At 68.6% G+C, this 21,887-nt stretch carries 10 protein-coding genes; 6 read left to right on the top strand and 4 right to left on the bottom strand.

Annotation, left to right across the window (positions count from 1 at the left end; genetic code table 11):
* Position 1 precedes the first annotated feature (1 nt).
* The 6 genes from treS (at position 2) to GNX71_RS16740 (ending at position 13,773) form a co-directional block, all read left to right on the top strand.
* Complete coding sequence (gene treS, locus GNX71_RS16765; protein ID WP_206173360.1) at positions 2-3,316, top strand: maltose alpha-D-glucosyltransferase; 3,315 nt, start codon at positions 2-4, stop codon at positions 3,314-3,316.
* Positions 3,317-3,359: 43 nt separating this feature from the next.
* Positions 3,360-4,106 carry a hypothetical protein gene (locus GNX71_RS16760; protein ID WP_206173359.1) on the top strand — a complete coding sequence of 249 codons (747 nt, stop codon included), beginning with the start codon at positions 3,360-3,362 and terminating at the stop codon, positions 4,104-4,106.
* 49 nt (positions 4,107-4,155) lie between these two features.
* The gene (gene glgX / locus GNX71_RS16755) at positions 4,156-6,318 is read left to right on the top strand and encodes a glycogen debranching protein GlgX (protein ID WP_206173358.1); all 2,163 of its coding nucleotides are present in this window, start codon (positions 4,156-4,158) and stop codon (positions 6,316-6,318) included.
* 17 nt (positions 6,319-6,335) lie between these two features.
* Positions 6,336-8,153 carry a malto-oligosyltrehalose trehalohydrolase gene (gene treZ, locus GNX71_RS16750; RefSeq protein WP_241026959.1) on the top strand — a complete coding sequence of 606 codons (1,818 nt, stop codon included), beginning with the start codon at positions 6,336-6,338 and terminating at the stop codon, positions 8,151-8,153.
* Positions 8,143-13,314 (top strand): malto-oligosyltrehalose synthase, encoded by a 5,172-nt coding sequence (locus GNX71_RS16745; protein ID WP_206173356.1) that lies wholly within the window; start codon positions 8,143-8,145, stop codon positions 13,312-13,314. Before treZ ends, GNX71_RS16745 begins: the two co-directional genes overlap by 11 nt.
* Before the next feature lie 84 nt (positions 13,315-13,398).
* A complete protein-coding gene (locus GNX71_RS16740; protein WP_206173355.1) occupies positions 13,399-13,773 on the top strand; it encodes a response regulator in 375 nt (124 codons plus the stop codon).
* Positions 13,774-13,800: 27 nt separating this feature from the next.
* Here the strand turns inward: GNX71_RS16740 and GNX71_RS16735 are convergent, their stop codons facing one another.
* The 4 genes from GNX71_RS16735 to GNX71_RS16720 form a co-directional block, all read right to left on the bottom strand.
* Positions 13,801-15,744 (bottom strand): PAS domain S-box protein, encoded by a 1,944-nt coding sequence (locus tag GNX71_RS16735; protein ID WP_206173354.1) that lies wholly within the window; start codon positions 15,742-15,744, stop codon positions 13,801-13,803.
* A gap of 163 nt (positions 15,745-15,907) precedes the next feature.
* A complete protein-coding gene (locus tag GNX71_RS16730; RefSeq protein ID WP_206173353.1) occupies positions 15,908-18,472 on the bottom strand; it encodes a sulfite reductase flavoprotein subunit alpha in 2,565 nt (854 codons plus the stop codon).
* 1 nt (position 18,473) lies between these two features.
* Entirely contained in the window at positions 18,474-20,603 is a 2,130-nt protein-coding gene (locus GNX71_RS16725) for a TonB-dependent siderophore receptor (protein ID WP_206173352.1), read from the bottom strand.
* Between the two features lie 152 nt (positions 20,604-20,755).
* A complete protein-coding gene (locus GNX71_RS16720) occupies positions 20,756-21,691 on the bottom strand; it encodes a LysR family transcriptional regulator (RefSeq protein ID WP_206173351.1) in 936 nt (311 codons plus the stop codon).
* Positions 21,692-21,887: the final 196 nt, after the last annotated feature.

Genomic DNA, 21,887 nt, shown 5'->3' with positions numbered 1-21,887 from the left:
CATGAACGCACCCGTTTCCCACATCGCGCTTGAAACCGTCGAGATCGACAACAGCGACGATCCGCTGTGGTACCGCGACGCGGTGATCTACCAGCTCAACGTCAAGGCCTTCTTCGACTCCAACAACGACGGCATGGGCGACTTCCGGGGCGTGACCGCCAAGCTCGACTACGTGAAGGAGCTCGGCGTCAACACCATCTGGCTGATGCCGTTCTACCCGTCGCCGTTGCGGGACGACGGCTACGACATCTCCGAATATGAAGACGTGCATCCGCAGTACGGCACGCTGGACGACTTCCGCGAGATGCTGGCCGAGGCGCACAAGCGCGGGCTGCGCGTGATCACCGAGCTGGTCATCAACCACACCTCGAACGAGCACCCGTGGTTCAAGGCCGCACGGCTTGCGCCGCCCGGCTCGCCCGAGCGCGACTTCTACGTGTGGAGCGACACCGACCAGATCTACCAGGGCACGCGGATCATCTTCACCGACACCGAGACCTCGAACTGGACCTGGGACCCGGTGGCCAAGCAGTACTTCTGGCACCGCTTCTTCAGCCACCAGCCGGACCTGAACTTCGACAACCCGGCGGTGATGGAAGCCATCCTGAAGACGATGCGCTTCTGGCTCGACATGGGCGTGGACGGCTTCCGGCTCGATGCCATTCCCTACCTGGTGGAGCGCGACGGCACCAGCAACGAGAACCTGCCCGAGACGCATGCGGTGATCAAGCGGCTGCGCGCGGCCATCGATGCGCAATACAAGAACCGCTTCCTGCTGGCCGAGGCCAACATGTGGCCCGAGGACGTGCGGGAGTACTTCGGCGATGGCGACGAGTGCCACATGGCGTACCACTTCCCGCTGATGCCGCGCATGTACATGGCCATCGCGCAGGAAGACCGGCACCCGATCGTGGAGATCATGGCGCAGACGCCCGATATTCCCGAGGGCTGCCAGTGGGCGATTTTCCTGCGCAACCACGACGAGTTGACGCTGGAGATGGTGACCAGCAAGGAGCGCGACTACATGTACACCATGTACGCGGCCGACATGCGCGCGCGCATCAACCTGGGCATCCGCCGGCGCCTGGCGCCGCTGATGGAAAACGACATGGACCGGGTCAAGCTCATGAACGGCATGCTGCTGTCGATGCCGGGCTCGCCCATCATCTACTACGGCGATGAGATCGGCATGGGCGACAACGTGTTCGTGGGCGACCGCAACGGCGTGCGCACGCCGATGCAATGGAGCCCCGACCGCAACGCCGGCTTCTCGCGCGCCGACCCGCAGCGCTTGTACTTGCAGCCCATCATGGACCCGATGTTCGGCTACGAAGCGCTCAACGTGGAGACGCAGGCGCGCGACAGCAGTTCGCTCCTGAACTGGACCAAGCGCATGCTCGCGGTGCGCAAGACCAGCCATGCCTTCGGGCGCGGCAAGCGGCGCTTTCTGAAACCGGGCAACCGCAAGATCCTCGCCTACCTGAGCGAACACGACGGCGACGTGATCCTCTCGGTGTTCAACCTCTCGCGCGCCGCGCAACCGGTGGAGCTGGATCTGTCGGAGTTCAAGGGCTTCGTGCCGATCGAGATGCTGGGCCGCGCGCCGTTCCCGCCCATCGGCGAGCTGCCGTACCTGCTCACGCTGGCCTCATACGGCTTCTACTGGTTCAAGCTCACGGCCGAGGCCGATGCGCCCAGCTGGCACGAGCAGGGCGTGGCGCTGCAGGAGTGGCCCACGCTGGTGCTGTTCGACGGCTGGACCAGCTTCTTCCGCGAGCGCGTGATGCCGTGGCGCATCGGCATGTCCGAGCGCATGCGCACCCAGTTCGAGCTGGAGACGCTGCCGCGCCACATCGAGATCCAGCGCTGGTATGCCTCCAAGGGCACGGCGATCCAGCGCGCACGGGTTGTCGATCACGCCGTGTGGGAGGCGAACGGCCAGAGCTGGCTGCTGCCGCTGCTCGACCTGGACGGCCCGCCCGGCGGCGCCACCTACTTCATGCCGCTCGCGCTCGCCTGGGAGGAGCGCGACGAGGAGCGCATGGCCGGCGTGGCGCAGGCCGCCATCGCCCGCATACGCCAGCAGGCCCAGGTCGGCCTCATGGGCGATGCCTTCTACGACGAGGCGTTCTGCCGCGAGCTGGTGCGCACCATCGAGAAGGGCGACACGCTGCCCACGGCCAACGGCAAGCTGGTCTTCAAGCCGACGGCGGCCTTTGCCGACCTCTCCGTCGACATCGACGCGCTGCTGGTCGGCCGCCCGAGCGGCGTGAGCAGCAACACGGTGGTCACGCTGAACGAAACCCTGTTCCTCAAGGGCTACCGCCATGTGCGCGAGGGCATCAACCCCGAGCTGGAGATGGGCCGGTTCCTCACCGAGGTGGCGCGCTACCCCAATTGCGTGCCGGTGCTCGGCGCACTCGAGTACATGACCAACGACGGCCGCACGATGACGCTCGCGATGGTGCAGAGCTACATGGCCAACCAGGGCGACGGCTGGGACTACACGCTGGGTTATCTCGAGCGGTTCCTGCGCGACGTGGCCACCACGGAAGGCACGACGACATCCGACAGCGCCGAGGTGGCCGCGGTGCACGGCGGCTTCCTCGCGCTCATGGCCACGCTGGGCCGTCGCACCGCCGAGCTGCACCACGCGCTGGCCACGCGCACCGGCGCCGCGGCCTTCGACCCCGAGCCGCTGGCGGCCGCCGATTTCGCGGGCTTCAAGACGCATGCGGCCAACGATGCCACGGCCACGCTCGCCTTGCTGCGCGAACGCATCGACCTGCTGCCGCCCGCAGCGCAGGCCGACGCACGCACGCTGCTCGCCGCGGCCGATGCGCTGCAGGCCGGCATCGCGGCGCGCCACCCGGTCGAAGGCGCCGGCATCAAGACGCGCTACCACGGCGACTACCACCTGGGCCAGGTGCTGGTGAAGGACAACGACTTCGTCATCATCGACTTCGAGGGCGAGCCCGCGCGCAGCTTCGAGGAGCGCCGCACCAAGAGCTCGCCGCTGCGCGACGTGGCGGGCATGCTGCGCTCGTTCAACTATGCGCGCTGGTCGGCGCTGCGCCGGGTGGCGCAGAGCCCCGACGAGGCCGAGCGGCTGGCCGCCCCGGCCATCGCCTGGGAGCGGGCCACGCGCGACGCCTTCCTGGCCGGCTATGGCGACGCCGTCGACACCGAGCTGCTCGCGCTCTTCGAGCTCGAGAAGGCCCTCTACGAACTGCGCTACGAACTCAACAACCGCACCGACTGGGCGCAGGTTCCGCTGCATGGCGTGCTCGCGCTGATCCAGCCGGCCCGCAGCTGACACGCCCGAAGTCCTCGACGCAACCCTCAACGGAACACACACCATGGAAAATTTCGGCATTCACCTGGAGCCGCTGCGCGCCATCCTCTACCAGGTCGGCGCGTTCATCCCGCGCCTCCTGATCGGGGTGGTGGTGGTCATCGTCGGCTGGCTCGTCGCCAAGGCGGCGCGCTTCGCCGTCACCAAGGCGCTGCGCGCCATCAACTTCAACGTGCTCACCGAGCGCGCGGGCCTCGACAACTTCCTGCGACAAGGCGGTCTTGCGGGCGATACAAGCAGCCTGTTCGGCATCCTGACCTACTGGCTGGTGATCCTGGCCTCGCTGCTCATCGCCTTCAACGGCATGGGGCTGAGCTACATCGCCGATCTGCTGGGCCGCATCGTCTGGTTCGTGCCCAACGTGTTCGTGGCGCTCTTGGTGCTGGCGTTCGGCTCCTACTTCGCGCGCTTCGTGGGCGAGGCGGTGGCCAGCTATTTCCGCGGCGTGAAGATGCAGGACGCCGTGCTCTTCGGCAAGGTCGCGCAGTACGCGGTGATGGCCTTCGTGATCCTGATCGCGCTCGACCAGATCAAGGTGGGCGGCGACATCGTGCGCGAGAGCTTCCTGGTGATCCTGGCGGGCGTGGTTTTTGCGTTGGCCCTGGCATTCGGGCTGGCCGGCAAGGACTGGGCGAAGTCGCAGATCGAGCGCTGGTGGCCGAAGCAGATCAAGGACGCGAAGACGCCGACGCCCGGCGTCTCCCCGGTGGGCACGCCCACGCGATTCGACAACGACCGGCCACCCCGCTGAAACGCACATTGATCTCTCTTCTCTCTCTGTCTTGAACCCCGCCACCTGAATGACACGAAAAACCAATCCAACGATCACGGCCGTCTGGCCCGGCCGGCCTTACCCGCGCGGCGCCACCTGGGACGGGGAGGGCGTCAACTTCGCGCTGTTCTCCCAGCATTCCGACAAGGTGGAGCTGTGCCTCTTCGACGAACGCGGCCGCCATGAGCTGCAGCGCATTCCGATGCGCGAGCGCACCGATGGCGTGTGGCACTGCTACCTGCCCGAAGCGCGCCCGGGCCAGGCCTATGGCTACCGCGTGCACGGCCCCTACAAGCCCGAGGAGGGACACCGTTTCAACGCCCACAAGCTGCTGCTCGACCCGTACGCCAAGGACCTGGTGGGCGACCTGCGCTGGGGCGATGCGCTCTATGGCTACACGGTCGGCAGCAAGCGCGAAGACTTGTCCTTCGACCGCCGCGACAGCGCGCCGCTGATGCCCAAGGGCCGCGTGCTGGAGACCGCCTTCACCTGGGGCGATGACCGCCGCCCCTCGGTGCCGTGGCAGGACATGGTGATCTACGAGATGCACGTGCGCGGCTTCACCATGACGCACCCCGACGTGCCGCCCGAGCTGCGCGGCACCTACGCCGCGCTGGGCTGCGCGCCGGTGGTCGATTACCTGAAGCGCCTGGGCGTGACCACCATCGAGCTGCTGCCCGTGCACAGCTTCCTCAACGACCGCCACCTGGCCGAGAAGGGCCTGCAGAACTACTGGGGCTACAACACCTTCGGCTATTTCGCCCCCGAAATGCGCTACAGCGCCTCGGGCAAGGTGAAGGAGTTCAAGACCATGGTGAAGACGCTGCACTCCGCGGGCATCGAGGTGATCCTGGACGTGGTCTACAACCACACCTGCGAGGGCAACCAGCTCGGGCCGACGCTCTCGATGCGCGGGGTGGACAACGCCTCGTACTACATCGTCAATTCGGACAACCGGCGCTACTACGACGACTTCACCGGTTGCGGCAATACGGTGAACCTGGAGCATCCGCATGCGCTGCAACTGGTGATGGACTCGCTGCGCTACTGGGCCGAGGAGATGCACGTCGATGGCTTCCGCTTCGACCTGGCCTCGGCGCTGGCGCGCGAATCGGGCAAGGTGGAGAACCTGGGCGGCTTCTTCGATGCGATCCGGCAAGACCCCACGCTCAACCGCGTGAAGCTCATCGCCGAGCCGTGGGACCTGGGCCATGGCGGCTACCAGGTCGGCAACTTCCCGCTCGGTTGGGCCGAGTGGAACGACCAGTACCGCGACGGCCTGCGCGGCTTCTGGAAGGGCGACGGCGGGCTCATCGGCGAGGTGGCCAAGCGCGTCACCGGCTCCGAGGACCTGTACGGCTGGTCGGGCAAGCGGCCCAGCGCCAGCATCAACTTCATCACCGCGCACGACGGCTTCACGCTGCACGACCTGGTCTCCTACAACGACAAGCACAACGAGGCCAACGGCGAGGACAACCGCGACGGCAACAGCCACAACGTGTCGTGGAACTGCGGCGTCGAAGGGCCGACCGACGACCCCGAGGTGGTGACGCTGCGCGAACGCCAGAAACGCAACCTGCTGGCCACGCTGCTGCTCTCGCAGGGCGTGCCGATGCTGCTCGCTGGCGACGAGCGCGGCCACACGCAGCAGGGCAACAACAACGTCTACTGCCAGGACAACGAACTCGGCTGGCTCGACTGGACACCCACGCCCGAGCGCCTCGCGCTCGCGACCTTCGTCGAGCGCGTGGTCGCGCTGCGCCGCGCGCACCCGTCGTTCCGGCGCCGCACCTTTTTCGCGGGCAAGCCGGCCGAAGGCGAGACCGTCACCGACGTGCACTGGCTCAAGCCCGACGGCGCCGAGATGCAGCCCGACGACTGGAACGACACCAACGCCCGCTGCATCGCGATGTACATCCCCGGCGGCGGCATCGCCGACCGCGGGCCGCGCGGCGAAGTGCAGCACGACGACGACTTCCTGGTGCTGATGAACGCGCACCACGACGAGATCGCCTTCACGCTGCCGCCGATGCCGCACGGCGCATGGCGATTGCTGGTGGACACCGCGAGCAATTCGCCGCCGCCCACCACCGAGGACGCCGCGTCGCTTGCACCGGCGTGGGGCGAGGCGGCCTATCCGCTGCAATGCCGCTCGCTCGTGGTGATGAGCCGGCCGGACGTGCGGCCATGAGCGCGCGGGTTCATCGGATGCCATTCGGCACTGCGGTGCAGAGCGATGGCGTGGAGTTCGCGCTCTGGGCGCCTTCGGCGGAAGCCATCGTGCTCGAACACCAATCCACTTCACTGCCGATGACGCGCGAAGGCGGCTGGCATCGCCTGACGGTGCCCGGTGCCAAACCCGGCGACAGCTACAGCTACTGGCTCGCGGACGGCACACGCGTCCCGGACCCGGCCTCGCGCTACAACCCCGACGACGTGCACGGCCCGAGCGTGGTGACGGACCCGGAACACTTCGCGTGGAGCGACGACGCATGGCGCGGCCGGCCGTGGGAAGAGGCGGTGGTCTACGAGCTGCACATCGGCACCTTCACCGAGGAGGGCAGCTTCAACGCCGCGCGCGAACGGCTGGGCGCGCTCGCCGAACTCGGCATCACCGCCATCGAGCTCATGCCGCTCGCGGACTTTCCGGGCCGTCGCAACTGGGGCTACGACGGCGTGCTGCAGTTCGCGCCCGATGCCTCGTACGGCACGCCCGACGAGCTGAAGGCGCTGGTCGATACCGCCCATTCGCTCGGATTGATGGTGCTGCTCGACGTGGTCTACAACCACTTCGGTCCGGAGGGCAACTACCTGCATGCCTACTGCCCCGAGTTCTTCAACGCGGGGCACCGCACGCCGTGGGGTTCCGCCATCAATTTCGACGGACCGGGATCGCGCACGGTGCGCGATTTCTTCATCCACAACACGCTCTACTGGATCGAGGAGTTCCGCTTCGACGGCCTGCGCATGGACGCGATCCACGCCATCCACGACGAGACGCGGCCGCACATCGTGCAGGAGATCCGCGAGGCGATCGACGCCGGCCCGGCGCGCGAGCGCCAGGTGCACCTGGTGCTGGAGAACGACACCAACCAGGCCTCGATGCTGATGCGCGACGGCCGCGGCCTGCCCGTGGCCGGCACCGCGCAATGGAACGACGACCTGCACCACGCGGTGCACGTGCTGGCCACCGGCGAGCGCGACGGCTACTACGCCGACTATGCCGACGACCCGGTGTGCCGCTTCGCGCTGGCGCTGGCCGAGGGCTTCATCTACCAGGGCCAGCCCTCCGCATTCCGCCACGGCGAGGCGCGCGGCGAGCCGAGCACGCGGCTGCCGCCGCAGGCCTTCGTGTCGTTCCTGCAGACGCACGACCAGGTCGGCAACCGCGCGTTCGGCGAGCGCATCCATGCGCTGGGCGATCCGGTGCTGGTGCGCGCGGCCATGGCCTGCCTGCTGCTGTCGCCGCATGTGCCGATGCTCTTCATGGGCGACGAGTTCGCGGCCTCCACGCCGTTCCAGTATTTCTGCGACTTCGGGCCGGACCTCGCGGCCGCGGTGTCCGAAGGGCGGCGCTCGGAGTTCGGTGGGTTCGCGGCCTTCAAGGACGAGGCGGCCCGCGCGCGCATTCCGGACCCGAATGACGAAGCGACTTTCCTCGCGTCGAAGCTGCGTTGGCGCGAGCGTGGCACGCGCGCGCATTTCTCGCGGCTCAGCGAGATGCAACAACTGCTGTCGCTGCGCCACCGCTACATCGTTCCGCGGCTCGCGGGGATGGCGGGTGCGGGCATCTACCGCTGCGAGAACGACATGCTCCGGGTGCAATGGGATCTGGAGCCCGAAGCCGAGGGCGCGCCGCCGATGCGGCTTCACATGCTGGCCCACTTCGGTTCGGAGCCGGCAACGGGCGTCGAAATGCCGCCCGGCGAGGCGATCTACAGCGACGGTGTGCAGGCGCACGAAAGCACGCAGCAACTGGCGCGCGGCGCGGTGCATGTGACGCTGGAGGCCGTGCATGGTGAATGAGCCAAGCCATGTCACTGGCGACCTGGAACGACTCTGCGAGCACTACGGCATCGCGACCGGTTACTTCGATGCGTTCGGCGCGCGACAGGAAGCCTCGGCGCAAAGCCTGATCGCGCTGCTGGCGGAGTTCGACGTGCGTCTCGACAGCGTGGCCGACGCGGGCCGTGCGCTCGATGCGGCGCGCCGTGCGCAACGCGCCGAGGCGCTGCCACCGGTGCTGGTGGTGCAAGCCGAAAGCTCCGCATGGTCGATGCCGCTGCGTCTGCCGCGTTCGTTGCGGCGCCTGCGCTGGCAACTGAGCGATGAGCAGGGGCGCGAGCAGGCGGGCGAGATCGATGTCGATGCATTGCCCGAAACCGGCCGCACCGAAGACGACGGACTCGCACTGAGCGAGCGCACCTTGCCGATGTCGGCATCGCTCGAAGCGGGCTACCACCGGCTGCGCATCGAAGGCCTGCGCGGCGAGACGCTCGTGCTGGTCACCCCCGGCCGTTGCTACCGGCCGCCCGCCGTGCGCGATGGCGGGCGCGTCTGGGGCACTGCGGTGCAGCTCTACAGCCTGCGCTCGCCGCGCAACTGGGGCATCGGCGACTTCAGCGACCTGGAAGAGCTGGCCGTGCAGATGGCCGCGCAGGGCGCCGATCTCATCGGCCTCAATCCGCTGCATGCGTTGTTCGCGAGCACGCCGCTGCACACCAGTCCGTACAGCCCGTCGTCCCGGCAGCAGCTCAACGTGCTCTACATCGACGTGGAGGCGGTGGACGGCTTCGCGGGCTGCACGCCGGCCCTCGAGAGGGTGCGCTCGCCCGATTTCCAGGCGCGGCTCGCAGGCTTGCGCGCGACGGCGCTGGTGGACTATGCCGGCGTGGCCGAGGCCAAGTTCGAGGTGCTGGAGATGCTGTTCGACGATTTCCGAGCGCGGCACCTGCCGCCGGAATCGGCGCCCGACGACACGGGCCGCGAGTTCCAGGCCTTCGTGGCCGAGCGCGGCGAGGCGCTGCGCCAGCATGCGATTTTCGAAACCCTGCAGGCCCACTTTCTCGCCACCGAAGGCGGTGCATGGGACTGGCACGCCTGGCCCGATGCCTACCGCGACCCCGATTCCGCAGAGGTGGCGGCTTTCGCAATAACCAACGCCGAGCGCGTGCAGTACCACCAATACCTCCAGTGGCTGGCCAGCCGCCAGCTGGCACGCGCCGCCGCGCGCTGCCATGCGCTGGGCATGGGCGTGGGCCTCTATGTGGATCTGGCCGTGTCGGTCGAACGCGCAGGCTCCGACGCATGGGGCGCCCGGCAGGTCTTTGCAGAGGGCGCCAGCGTCGGCGCGCCGCCGGACGAGTTCAACCCCGCCGGCCAGCGCTGGGGCCTGCCCCCGCTGCGCCCCGACCGCCTGCGCGCGGATGGCTACCGCTTCTTCACCGAGACGCTGCGCGCCGGCATGCGCGGCGCAGGCGCGTTGCGCATCGACCATGTGATGGGCCTCATGCGCCTGTTCTGGATTCCGCCGGGCCGCGACGCAACCGTGGGCGCCTATGTCTATTACCCGCTCGACGAGATGCTCGCCATCGTGGCGATCGAAAGCCACCGACACCGTTGCATGGTGGTGGGCGAAGACCTGGGCACGGTCGAGGACGCGGTGCGCGACGCACTCGCGAAGGCCGATGTGCTGTCGTACCGCCTGCTCTATTTCGAGAAGCTGCGAGACGGCGGCTTCAAACCGCCCGAGGCCTACCCGCCGGCCGCCCTGGTGGCGATCAGCACGCACGACCTCGCGACCTTCGCGGGCTGGTGGACGGCGAACGACCTGCGCGAACGGCTCGCGCTCGACCTGTTTCCCGATCCGGCCGTCTTCGACAAGCAACTGGCGGACCGGATGCAGGAGCGCATCGAGCTGATGCAGGCCTTGCAACAGGCCGGCCTGTTGTCGCGCGAGGAGGTGGCCGAGGCGGCAGGCCTTGCGCTGCCATCGGCCCGCATCGTCGAAGCGGCGCATGCCTTCCTGGCCGCCGCGCCTTCGGCGCTGATGATGGTGCAGCTCGAGGACGTGGCCGGTGTGGTGGCACAGGCCAACATGCCGGGCACGGTCGACCAGCATCCCAACTGGCGGCGGAAGTTGCCCGAGGCGACAGCGGCCCTGGCCGCGGGCGAGCGCATGCGCGGCATCGGCGAGGCCCTGCGCACGGCGCGGCCACGCCCTGTGGCCGCCGCCGAGGGGGGCGCGCCCGCTGGCTTGCAGACCCGCGTGCCGCGCGCCACCTACCGCCTTCAATTTCACAAGGACTTCGGTTTCGACGACGCGATCCGTGTGTTGCCGTACCTGGCGAAGCTCGGCGTGAGCCATGTGTACTGCTCGCCGATCCAGCGCGCCCGCGCGGGCAGCATGCACGGCTACGACGTGGTCGCGCATGCCGAGGTCAACCCCGAGCTGGGCGGCGAGGAAGGCTTTGCGCGCTTCGTCGCGGCGCTCAAGGCCCACGGCCTGGGCCAGTTGCTGGACATGGTGCCCAACCACATGGGTGTGTTTGGCGCCGACAACGCCTGGTGGATGGACGTGCTGGAAAACGGCCCGGCGTCGCGTTACGCGCAGCACTTCGACATCGACTGGCAGCCGCTCAATGTCGAGCTCACCGGCAAGGTGCTGCTGCCCATCCTGGGCGTGCACTACGGCGAGGCGCTGGAGAACGGCGAGCTCGTGCTGCACTTCGAGCGCGAGGGCGGCAGCTTCGCGATCCGCTACTTCGACCACCGGTTTCCGCTGGCGCCGGAGAGCTATCCGGTGGTGCTGGAGCGGGCGCTGGCGCGCCTGGGAAATGGCGACGGAGGCGATGCTTCGGACCGCCTGGCGAGCCTGTCCACCGCGTTCGCCCATCTGCCGGGGCGCGATGCGCCGTCGCCCGATGCGCTGGCCGAGCGCGTGCGCGACAAGGAGCTTCTCAAGGCCCGGCTCGCACGCCTGGCGCAGCAGCATCCCTCGGTCGCGCAGGCGCTGGCGGCTTCGGTGGCCGAGCTGAACCTCGCCCAGCCCGACGCCCGCGACGCGCTGCACCGGCTGGTCGAAGCGCAGGCCTATCGCCTCGCGCACTGGCGGGTGGCGGCGGACGAAATCAACTACCGCCGCTTCTTCGACATCAACGACCTCGCGGCCGTGCGCATGGAGCGCGACGAGGTGTTCGAGGCCACGCAGTCCTTCGCGCTCGACCTTGCCGCGGCCGGCGTGGTGGATGGCCTGCGCATCGACCACCCCGACGGGCTCTACGACCCGGCGGCGTACTTCCGCCAGCTCCAGGAAGGCTATGCGCGCCGCGCCGGTCTCGTGCTGCCCACGCACGATGCCGACGGCCGGCCCGCGCGCCCGCTGTACGTGGTCGCCGAGAAGATCGCCGGCGCGCACGAGGAAGTGCCCGACAGCTGGCATGTGCACGGCACCACCGGCTACCGCTTCGCGAACGTGGCCAACGGCGTGCTGGTCGACACCACCGCCGAATCGGCCGTGCTGCATGCGTGGCAGCGCTTCACCGGCGAGATGGACGACTTCGCCGCGATCTGCCGCGCGGGCCGGCGCGAGGTGATGCGCAACGCGCTCTCGTCGGAACTGAACGTGCTCTCCAGCGAACTGCTGCGCATCGCCAGGGGCCACCGCAGCACGCGCGACTACACGCTCAATGCGCTGCGCCGCGCGCTGGCCGATGTAGCCGCATGCATGCCGGTCTACCGCACCTACATCGTCGAGGGGCCTTCGGAACAGGACGCGCGATTCATCGACGAGGCCGTCAGCGAAGCCGCGCGGCAGAGCGGCGATGCCGACCGGTCGATCTTCGACTTCGTGCGCAGCGCGCTGTGCGGCGAGGCCGTTGCCTCCGCACCGCCGGCGCTGGGTGAACGGGTGCGCCGCTTCGCGCTGCGCTTCCAGCAGTTCAGCGCGCCGGTGGCGGCCAAGGGCGTGGAAGACACGGCGTTCTACCGCTACTTTCCGCTGAGCGCGCTCAACGAGGTGGGCGGCGAGCCCGATCTGTTCGGCATCGAGGTGGAGGAATTCCATGCGCTGAGTGCCGACCGCGCACTGCGCTGGCCGCACACGATGCTGGCCACTTCGACGCACGACAACAAGCGCTCGGAAGACGTGCGCAACCGCATCGACGTGCTTTCCGAGATGCCCAACGAGTGGATGCTGGCGCTGACGCGCTGGCACGGCCTGTGCCGGGGCACGCGCAAGAGGTTCGAAGGCGGCAAGGGCGAGGGCGAGGCGCCGTCGCGCATCGACGAATACCTGCTCTACCAGACGCTGCTGGGCACCTTGCCGCTGGGCGGTCTCGATGCGGAAACGGCACCCGGGTACGCCGACCGCATCTGGCAGTACATGCAGAAGGCCGCGCGCGAGTCCAAGCTGCGCACGCGCTGGACGCAGCCGGACGCGGGCTACGAAGCCGCGCTGGAGAACTTCGTGCGCGAGATCCTGACCCCCGCCGAGGGCGCGGAGGAGGGCAGCTGCCTGCCGGGTATTCAGCGGCTGGCGGATCGGCTGGCGTGGTTCGGCGCGTGGAACAGCCTCACGCTCACGCTGCTGAAATACGGCTCGCCGGGCGTGCCCGATCTCTATCAAGGCAGCGAACTCATCGAGTTGAGCCTGGTCGATCCGGACAACCGGCGGCCGGTGGACTACGCGCTGCGGCAGCAACGGCTCGATGCGCTCCATGCGATGGCCGACCAGGACGGTCTGGCCGCGCGCGTGGGTGCGATGGCCGGGACGCCGCACGACGGCCAGGCGAAGCTCTGGTTCATCTGGCGGTTGCTGTCGTTGCGGCGGGCGCAACCACTGCTGTTCCGCGAAGGCGGCTACGAGCCGTTGACGGTCGAGGGGCCGCTTGAAAAGCACGTCGTGGCGTTTGCGCGCCGACATGAGGGCCAGGTGCTGCTGATCCTCGCCGGGCGGTTGTTCGTCGGGCTCTCGAACCACGGTGCGGATGACGACGCCGCGCCGGCGCTGCCGGATGCGGCGAAGTGGAACGGCACGACGGTGCGCCTGCCGGCAGACCTCGGTGCGATCGCGCTCGACAACCTGCTGACCGGCGAAACGGTTCCCGCCGCTGCGGGCAGCGTGCACCTGACCGACGCCTTTCGCCACATGCCGTGGGCAGCGCTGGTCATCGGCACGTCGTCGTGATCCGGGCAGGTTCCCGTTGCGCCACCCTGCGGATGCGCTGTCTGCCTACACCCGCAGCCGCCCGCACGAGCGACCGTGCGGTGCATGACAGTCGCTGTATTCATCGTGGAAGACGAGCCGGCGGTGGAAGAAAGCCTGCGGGTCGTGCTTGAGGGCTATCTGCGCGCGCAGGTGGTCGGCACCGCGCCCTCCGAGGCCGAAGCGGTGGCCTGGCTCACGGCGAATCCGCAGGGCTGGCAATTGCTGGTGGTGGACCTGCGCCTCAAGAAGGGCACCGGGCTGGGCGTGCTGCATGCGCTGTCCGCGCTCGGCCGCACGGGCGGCATCGTGGTGGCGCTGACGAACGCCGCCTCCGCGGACAACCGCGCCGAATGCCTCCGCCTGGGTGCCGACGCGGTGTTCGACAAGGCGGCGGAGATCAACGAGTTCCTGGCGTTCTGCGCCGCCGGTGCGCCTTGAGCGCGCCTTGTCTCTCTTCTTTACTTTTCAGGGCTTGCCGAGCAGGCGTTCGAGCAGGCCCTCGAGGTGCTGCGCATCGACCGGCTTGGTCAGGTGCGCGTAGAAGCCCGCTGCCATGCTCGCATCCCGGTCCGAGGCTTGGCCATAGCCGGTGACGGCGACCAGTGCCGGCGGGTGGGCGACCTCGCGGCGCACCCGCTGCGCCACCTCCACGCCGCTGAAGCCCGGCAGGCCGATGTCCAGCAGGACCAGGTCCGGCTGCTCGACCTTGATCGCCTCGAGCGCCGAGGGGCCGTCGGCGGCCGTGCGCGTCGCATAGCCCAGGCTCTCCACCAGCAGGCACATCGTTTCCGCTGCGTCGCGGTTGTCGTCGACCACGAGCACGATCTTCCCGGCGTCCGCGCCGTTGCTTTTTTTCCTTTCCAGCGGCGCGGCCACGCGCGGCAGGCGGATGACGAATTCGGCACCGTCGCCGGGCGTGCCCCTGCTGAAGGCGCTGATGTCGCCGCCGTGCAGCGTCACCAGCTGCTGCACCAGCGTGAGGCCGAGGCCCAGGCCGCCCTGCGGCCGGGAGATCTCCTGCTCGCCCTGCGCGAACAGCTCGAAGATCTGCGGCAGCGATGGCGGGGGGATGCCGGGGCCGTTGTCGTTGACGCTGATCTCCGCGTTGTCGCCGACCTCGCGCAACTGCACCTCGACGCGGCCGCCCTCGGGCGTGAACTTGATGGCGTTGTTCAGCAGGTTGCAGACCACTTGGATCATGCGGGCGCGGTCGCCGGTGATCCACGGTTCACCGGACGGGCCATGGAAGACCAGCGCGTGGCGCTTGGCGTCGGCGGCGGGCCGCATCATCTCCAGCGATTCCTCGATCACGCCGGAGAGCTTCACCGGCTTCGATTCGAGGTGGATCTTGCCGCTCGTGATGCGCCCGACATCGAGCAGGTCGTCGACGAGCCGGGTGATCTGCTTGAGCTGGCGGCCGATGATGTTGCTCATGCGGGCCATCGTCGCCGCATCGGCCGCGGGGCCCAGGCGCTCCATGATGGCCACCGCGTTGGAGATCGGCGTGAGCGGGTTGCGCAGTTCGTGGCCGAGCATGGCCAGGAAGGTGGTGATGCGCCGCCCCTCGTCTTCGAGCGTGGAGATGCGCCGGCGGTCGGTCAGGTCGCGCGTGACCTTGGCGAAGCCGCGGTGCTGGCCGGTCTCGTCGAAGAGCGCGGTGATGACCACGCTCGCCCAGAAGCGGCTGCCATCCTTGCGCACGCGCCAGCCTTCGTCCTCGAAGCGGCCGACTTCGCGCGCCGTCTTCAGCTCCTGGTCGGGAAATCCCGTGGCCGCCACATCGGCCGGGTAGAACACCGAGAAGTGCTTGCCGATGATCTCGTGCGCCTCGTAGCCCTTGTTGGCCTTCGCGCCGGTGTTCCAGCTCACGATGTAGCCGCCAGGGTCGAGCATGAAGATCGCATAGTCCTTCACGCCGTCCACCATCAGCCGGAAGCGTTCTTCGCTGGCGCGCAGCAATTCGTCCTGTTTCCGGCGGTCGGACAGGTCGCGGGTGATCTTGGAGAAGCCGCGCAGCTCGCCGTGGGGGCCCAGCAGGCGGGTGATCACCACGCTGGCCCAGAAGCGGCTGCCATCCTTGCGAAGCCGCCAACCCTCTTCCTGGAACTGCCCGGTCCTGGCCGCCAGCTCGAGTTCGTGCTGCTGCCAGTTCTTCTCCAGCAGCTCGGGCGGATAGAAGATCGAGAAGTGGCGACCGATCGCCTCGTGGGGTTCGTAGCCCTTCAGGTGCCTGGCGCCCTTGTTCCAGCTGAGCACGATGCCGCCGGGGTCCAGGAAGATGATCCCGTAGTCCGCGATGGACTCGACCATCAGGCGGTAGTCGACGTTGGTGATCAGCCCGAGATCCAGAGGCGCGGTGAGATCGGGTGCAGATTCCTCGTTCGTGACTGGTGCGCGGCCATCTGCCATGTGTTGTCGATCTCGTTCTGGAAAGCCGTGCACGGCAAGCAACCGGCGTGGTGCGAGACGTTATTGCTTTTTGTCGCGCTCATGTGTCGGACAACGCCGCAGGCGCGGGCAGCACAGCACGCTTTTCGGGGGCGGCGCCGCTCCGGGCGCCGCTTGCCGCTGTTCAGTAGACGTCGCGGCGATAACGGCCCTGCGCGACCAGGTCGTCGAAGACCGGCGCACCCAGCGCGTCGCACAGCGCCGAATCGACGCCCGGGGCCATGCCTTCGAGGCTGCCGCAGACATAGACCACGGCCCCTTCGACCACCCATTGCCGCAGCGCGTCGGCGGACTCGCGCAACCGGTCCTGCACGTAGCGGCGTTGCGGCTGGTCGCGGGAAAACACCAGGTCGGCGCGCGCCAGCATTCCGGTCGCCTGCCATTGCGCGATGTCGGCGGCGCAGAAGGCATCGTGCACGGCGTTCCGCTCGCCGTACACCAGCCAGTTGCGCCCATGCCCGCGCCGCACGCGCTCGCGCAGATGCGCGCGAAGGCCCGCAAAGCCGGAGCCGTTGCCGATGAAGATGCACGGCGCCTCGTCGTCGACCAGCGCGAAGCCGGGGTTGTGCAGCAGGCGCAATTCGATGGCGGCGTCGGCCGGCGCCGAAGCGGTCAGCCAGCCCGAGGCCACGCCCAGCCCGTCGTCGTGGCGCGCCTGGCGCACCAGCAGTTGCACGCAGCCGTCGGGTGTGATCGATGCGACCGAATAGCTGCGCGGCGCCAGAGGCAGCAGCGTGTCCGCCAACGCCTGCGCGGTGCTGACCGGGGCCGCGGGCGGCAGCGTGCTGCGGGACAGCGCCTCTTCGAGCGTGCGCTCGTGGCCGTCGAAACGCACGAGCGCTCGCCCGTCGAGCCCGCTGTCGCGCAGGAACCGCTCGACCGTGGATGCGGCCTGGCGCGGCAGCAGTTCGACGAGCGCACCGGGCGCCCAGGTGGCCGCATCGGGGAGGGCCAGTTCGATCTCGAACAGCGGATCGCCCTGGCTGCCGTCGTTGAGCAAGGTACGGCGCACGAGGCGCCACGGCTCGAAGGGCTGCGCCTGCGGCTGGTGCGTCTGCCAGGCATCGGCCTGCACCGCGAACGTTTCGGCGAGCGACTGCCGCCAGCGCGCGAGGGCGCCCGCATCGCCGTTGCTCACCTCGATCATCGGGAACAGCGCCTGCGCGCCATGGCCGCGCAGGTCGTGGTCGAGCGCGCGGCCGAAACCGCAGAAGTTGGCGTAGTGCCTGTCGCCCAGGGCGAGCAGGCCGTAGCGCACGTCCTGCAGGCCGGAACCGGTCTGCCGCGCGAACTGGCGCGCAAAGGCGCGCAGGCTGTCCGGCGGATCGCCGTCGCCGAAGGTGCTGGCCACCAGTAGCACCTTGCGGTAGCGCTGCAGCGCATCGACGCTCAGGCGCACCAGCGGCTGCAGCACCACCGCCACGCCGGCCGATTGCAGCACCGCCGCCGTCTGCAGCGCGATGCGCTCGGCTTGGCCGGTCTGGGTCGCGAAGATCAGCAGCACGGGTTCGGCGCCGCCGCTGGCCGGGGGCAGGGCGGGGCTCAGCCGGGCGCGTTCGTCGCGCACCGCCCGCTTGGTGCGGCGGCGACCGAGGTAGAGCATCCATCCGGTGATCGCGAACAGCGACAGCCCGAGGCTGCTGAGCGTCATCACGATGCGGCCCGGCAGGCCCCAGTAGGTTCCCATGTGCAGCGGGTAGATGCTGTTGATCAGCCGGCCCGCCAGCGGCTTGTCGCTGTAGCGCTCATGCCGTGAAGCTTCACCGGTGGCGGCATCGAGATAGAGGCGGTTGCGTGCGCGCTCGTGCTCGGGGTGGGTGCGCAGGTAGGTCGCCTCGATCTGCGTCGCATTGCGCCCCGGCATGCGGAACGTGACCAGGCTCCAGTCGCCGTGGGTTTCCTGCAGGAAGGATTGCCACACGCGCTGCAGGTCGGGCTTGGGCGCCGCGGCCTTCTTGACGGGCGCGGCGCCGGTTTGCATGCGTTGCGCGCGAACCGCGCGTCCTTCGCCCGCGGCGTTGTCGATCACCGTTCGCAGCGCATCGAAACCCCAGTAAAGGCCCGTCAGGCTGGAGGCCAGGTACGCCAGCAGCGCCACGGTGCCGACGACCGCGTGCAGGTTCCAGAGGAAGGCGCGGCCGGTGAGGGCGAAGTCCAGCTTCAGCCAGGCCCGCCAGGCGAGCGGCCGGCGCGGCCAGCGCAGGTAGAGGCCCGACAGCGCCAGGATCAGGAGGCCCGTGGCCAGCGTGCCGGTGACGGGCTTGCCGGTGTCCCGAGGCAACAGCAGCCATCGGTGCAGGCGCTCGACGAACTCGAAGAAGGCGTCGCCCTTCGGCTCGGGCAGCAGCTCGGCGGTCCAGGGATCGACCAGCCGCGCCTCACCCTGGCGCTGGCCTTCGGGCGGCGCGAAATTGACGCGCGCCGGCCGGCCGGGTTCGGCATACACGGTGAGCGCGACGATCCGCTCTGCCGGATGCGCCGCCTGCACGCGCTCTGCCAGCGCCGCGGGAAGCAGCGCCGCCGCGCCCTGCGGGTTGGCCACGTGGCGCAACTCGGGATTGATCGCGTCGACGATCTCGGCGCGGAAAGACAGCGTGGCGCCGGTCAGCCCGATCACCACGAGCACGGACCCGGCCGTGATGCCGATGAACCAGTGGATCTGGAACCAGATGCGCCGCAGGAGAGCCATGTCAGAGATCGATCTTCAGCGTTGCCTTGACCGAGCGCGGCGTGCCGACTGCCAGCCGAGTGCCGGCCGCGGCCCAGTAGCGCTTGTCGCCCACGTTGTCGATGTTGATCTGCCACAAGGTGCGCTTGCCGAACACCTGCGTGACGTAGCGCGCGCCCAGGCCGAAGATGGTGTTGCCGCCGATGAACGCCTGGTTCAGGTCGTCCACCGGTCGCCGTCCCGTGTAGTAGGCCCCGCCGTTGACCGACAGGCCCGGCACGGCCGCGATGTCGTATGAGAGGAAGGCGCTGGCCGTCTGCTTGGCGGTGTTCTCGGGCAGCTTCCCGTTGTACTGCGCGTTGATGTCACGGAATTCGGCATCGAGCGACTGGGCCGAGAGCTGCCAGGCGAGGGCGCGGGTCAGGCGGCCCTGTGCCGAGAGCTCGAGACCGCGGTAGCGCTGCCGCCCGTCGGCCACGAAGGTATTGGCGCTGTTGGTGTAGGCGCCCGGGCGCTCGATGTCGAACAGCGCGCCGGACAGCAGCATGCCGCCGCCGGTGAGCCAGCGCAGGCCGATTTCCTTCTGCTTGCTGATGCCGGGCGGCATGTGGGCGTTCTGGTTGGCGGTGCCCGCGGGCGCGATCTCGCCTTCCTCGACGCCTTGCGCATACGACACGTAGCCCACCAGGTCGGGCGTGAACTTGTAGCTGAGCGCCGCGAGCGGCGTGGTCTTGCGCACGTCGAAGGCGATCAGGGGGATCGTGGCGCTGGCGCCCTGCGTGCTCTCGAAGTGCGTGCGGCGCGCACCGACCACCAGTTGCCACTGCGGCGAGAAGGTGATCCGGTCGAGGGCGTAGAGGCCCAGTTCCTTGCTGTCCTGCGCCCCGGTGGTGGGGCGGGTCGGCATCGCGGTCAGCGGCAGGTAGCCGATGGTGATCGGGTTGTAGAGGTTCTGGACGGTGCTGGCGTTGCCGTAGTTGCGCTGGAAGACCGGGTCCTGCGTCTTCTTGCTCTGCGCGGCGCCGAGGGTGAGTTCGTGCTGCACGCTGCCGGTGGAGAAGGTGCCGAACAACTCGGTGCGGAACAGGTCCGAGGTCTGCTTCAGGCTTTGGTCGTTGCCGGTGATGCGCCCCAGGCCGGTCTGCACGTTGTAGTTGCCGAAGCTGGCGAGCCGCCGATCGCGCTCGGCCTCGGAGTGGCCGGCTTCCACCGTCAGTGCCCAGTTGTTGCTAAGCGAATAGTCGGCGCGCAGCTGGGTGTTGGTGACCTCGGCATCGAAAACGGCCCAGGCGGGGCCCAGCAGCTTGTCAGGATCGGGCAGGGCGGGCAGGGTGATCACGCCCCTGACGGCCGCGGGCCGCGTGATGCCGGCCTGCTCGGTGATGCGCTTGCGGTAGTTCTCGATGTCCGCCTTGAGCGTGAGGCGGCTGTTGACGCGCCAGTCGAACGCCGCGGACACGAACCTGCGGTTGCCATCGATGCCGTCGATGTTCGAGCCGACGCGGCCGCCCGCTGCGTTGATGCGCAGCCCGTATTGGTTCTGGTCGCCGAACTGCCGTCCGATGTCGGTGGAGGCCTGCAGCGAACCCTTGTCGTCGACCGTGAGCCCGACGGAGCTCACTGGCGTGCTGCCGGCCCGCTTGGTCACGAGGTTGATGATGCCGGCCGGCGTGGTGAAGCCGTAGTAGAGCGCCGATGCGCCCTTCAGCACCTCGACGCGCTCCTTGTTCTCCATGGGGATCTCGGAGACGTTGGGGATGGCGAGCGAGCCGTTGAGCCGGTAGTTCGTCCGGTTCTCCACGGCGATGCCGCGGATCACGAGCTGGTCGAAGGTGTCGCCGCCGTTCTGCTGGCGCGTCACGCCGGCCGTGTTGCGCAACACGTCATAGATGCCCGTCGCGCCCTGGAGCTCGAACACATCGCGCGTGACCGTGTTGACCGTCGCGGGAACCTCCAGGATGTTGGCGCCGCGGAATGTGCCGGCCTCCACGGTGTTCGCGACGAAGCCGTTGGTCGCGCTGCCCTCCACGGTGACCGTATCGAGCTGGGCGCGCGATTCGGAGGAGGCGGTGGCGTCGGTCGTCTGTGCGTACGAGACGTGGGAAAAGGCACCCGCGAACGCGAGTGGCGTTGCCAGAAGAAGCTTGTGCATGGAGGAGGGAAGTCAGCGTTGCGTGGAAGCGCGCAGTACTCAAAGAGTATTCAGATGGAGTTTATCGCAGGGCCTGAGGATGAGAATCGTTCTCGCCAAAATACCAGAGCAATTTCAATGCCTCTTGCAAGGGCCAGGACGCACCCCGGGCTTCAGTCGAGCTGCAGTTCGGGCGGAGGCACCGCAGCGGCGGACGGCAGCGCCTCGCGCAGGAAATCGATCAGCACGCGCAACTTCGCGGGCACGCGCTTGCGGTCGGGGTAGTACAGCGTCAGCCCGGGCAACGGCGGGCTCCAGTCGGCCAGCAGGCGCACCAGCAGGCCGCGCTCGATCAGCGGCTCGATGTAGCCGTTGATCATGTAGGCGATGCCGATGCCGTCGAGTGCCGCGCGCACCAGCACCGCGGAGTCGTTGACCGTGAGCCGCCCGTCGACGGCAAGCTGCAGCGTTTCGTCGCCGCGCGCGAACTGCCAGCGCTCGATCTGCCCCGAGGTGACATGGCGAAAACCGATGCAGTCGTGCGCGAGCAGCTCCTGCGGATGCACCGGCGTGCCGTGGCGCGCGATGTAGTCGGGCGAGGCGATGACGAAGGCCTCGATGCGCGGGCCGATCTTCATCGCGATCATGTCCTTCTCGACGAGGTCGCCGAAGCGGATGCCGGCGTCGAAGCCCTGCGCCACGATGTCGACGAGCTGGTTCTCCAGGCGCAACTCGAGCTTCACGTCGGGGTAGCGGTCCATGAAGCGGCGCAGCACCGGCTGCAGTGCAATGGTGTAGCCCGCGCGCGGCACGTTCAGCCGCAAGAGGCCGCTCGGATGGTCGGCCTCGCGGCCCAGTTCGGCCGACGCCGCGGCAAGCTCCGACACCACCGGCTGCACCCGCGCCAGGTATCGGGCGCCGACCTCGGTGAGGCTCACGCTGCGCGTGGTCCGGTTGAACAGCGTGATGCCCAGGCGCTGCTCGAGGCTGCGGATGGACTGGCTCACCGCCGAGGGCGTCACGCCCAGGCGGATGGCGGCGGCCGAGAAGCCGCGCTCTTCGGCCGCCACGATGAAGGCGATGAGCCCGTCCAGCAGATCTTGTCGCACACCGTTTCCTTGCTTCGGCCTGGGGAGGGAATAGCCGGCGGTTGCGAGTCTATGTCGCGCAGCCACGGCGCAGGACTGCGGGAGACACCGCGCCGATGCGCGCCTGCGCAGCAAATCGCGCCGAATAACGAAGCGCGAATTTCTTCTTTGGCGCCGTTGCCATGGCGATCTAAGGTCCAGCGTCTTCGCCAGCAAC

Origin of the sequence: Variovorax sp. RKNM96, from assembly GCF_017161115.1 — a bacterium.
Classification (GTDB): domain Bacteria; phylum Pseudomonadota; class Gammaproteobacteria; order Burkholderiales; family Burkholderiaceae_C; genus Variovorax.
Note: the sequence above shows the minus strand (reverse complement) of the source record. Positions and strands in the feature narration are given on the sequence as shown.

Bases quoted from the DNA above. Each gene is read 5' to 3' on its own strand.
- treS (WP_206173360.1), top strand. From the start codon at position 2: ATGAACGCACCCGTTTCCCACATCGCGCTTGAAACCGTCGAGATCGAC.
- GNX71_RS16760 (WP_206173359.1), top strand. From the start codon at position 3,360: ATGGAAAATTTCGGCATTCACCTGGAGCCGCTGCGCGCCATCCTCTAC.
- glgX (WP_206173358.1), top strand. From the start codon at position 4,156: ATGACACGAAAAACCAATCCAACGATCACGGCCGTCTGGCCCGGCCGG.
- treZ (WP_241026959.1), top strand. From the start codon at position 6,336: ATGCCATTCGGCACTGCGGTGCAGAGCGATGGCGTGGAGTTCGCGCTC.
- GNX71_RS16745 (WP_206173356.1), top strand. From the start codon at position 8,143: ATGGTGAATGAGCCAAGCCATGTCACTGGCGACCTGGAACGACTCTGC.
- GNX71_RS16740 (WP_206173355.1), top strand. From the start codon at position 13,399: ATGACAGTCGCTGTATTCATCGTGGAAGACGAGCCGGCGGTGGAAGAA.
- GNX71_RS16735 (WP_206173354.1), bottom strand. From the start codon at position 15,744: ATGGCAGATGGCCGCGCACCAGTCACGAACGAGGAATCTGCACCCGAT.
- GNX71_RS16730 (WP_206173353.1), bottom strand. From the start codon at position 18,472: ATGGCTCTCCTGCGGCGCATCTGGTTCCAGATCCACTGGTTCATCGGC.
- GNX71_RS16725 (WP_206173352.1), bottom strand. From the start codon at position 20,603: ATGCACAAGCTTCTTCTGGCAACGCCACTCGCGTTCGCGGGTGCCTTT.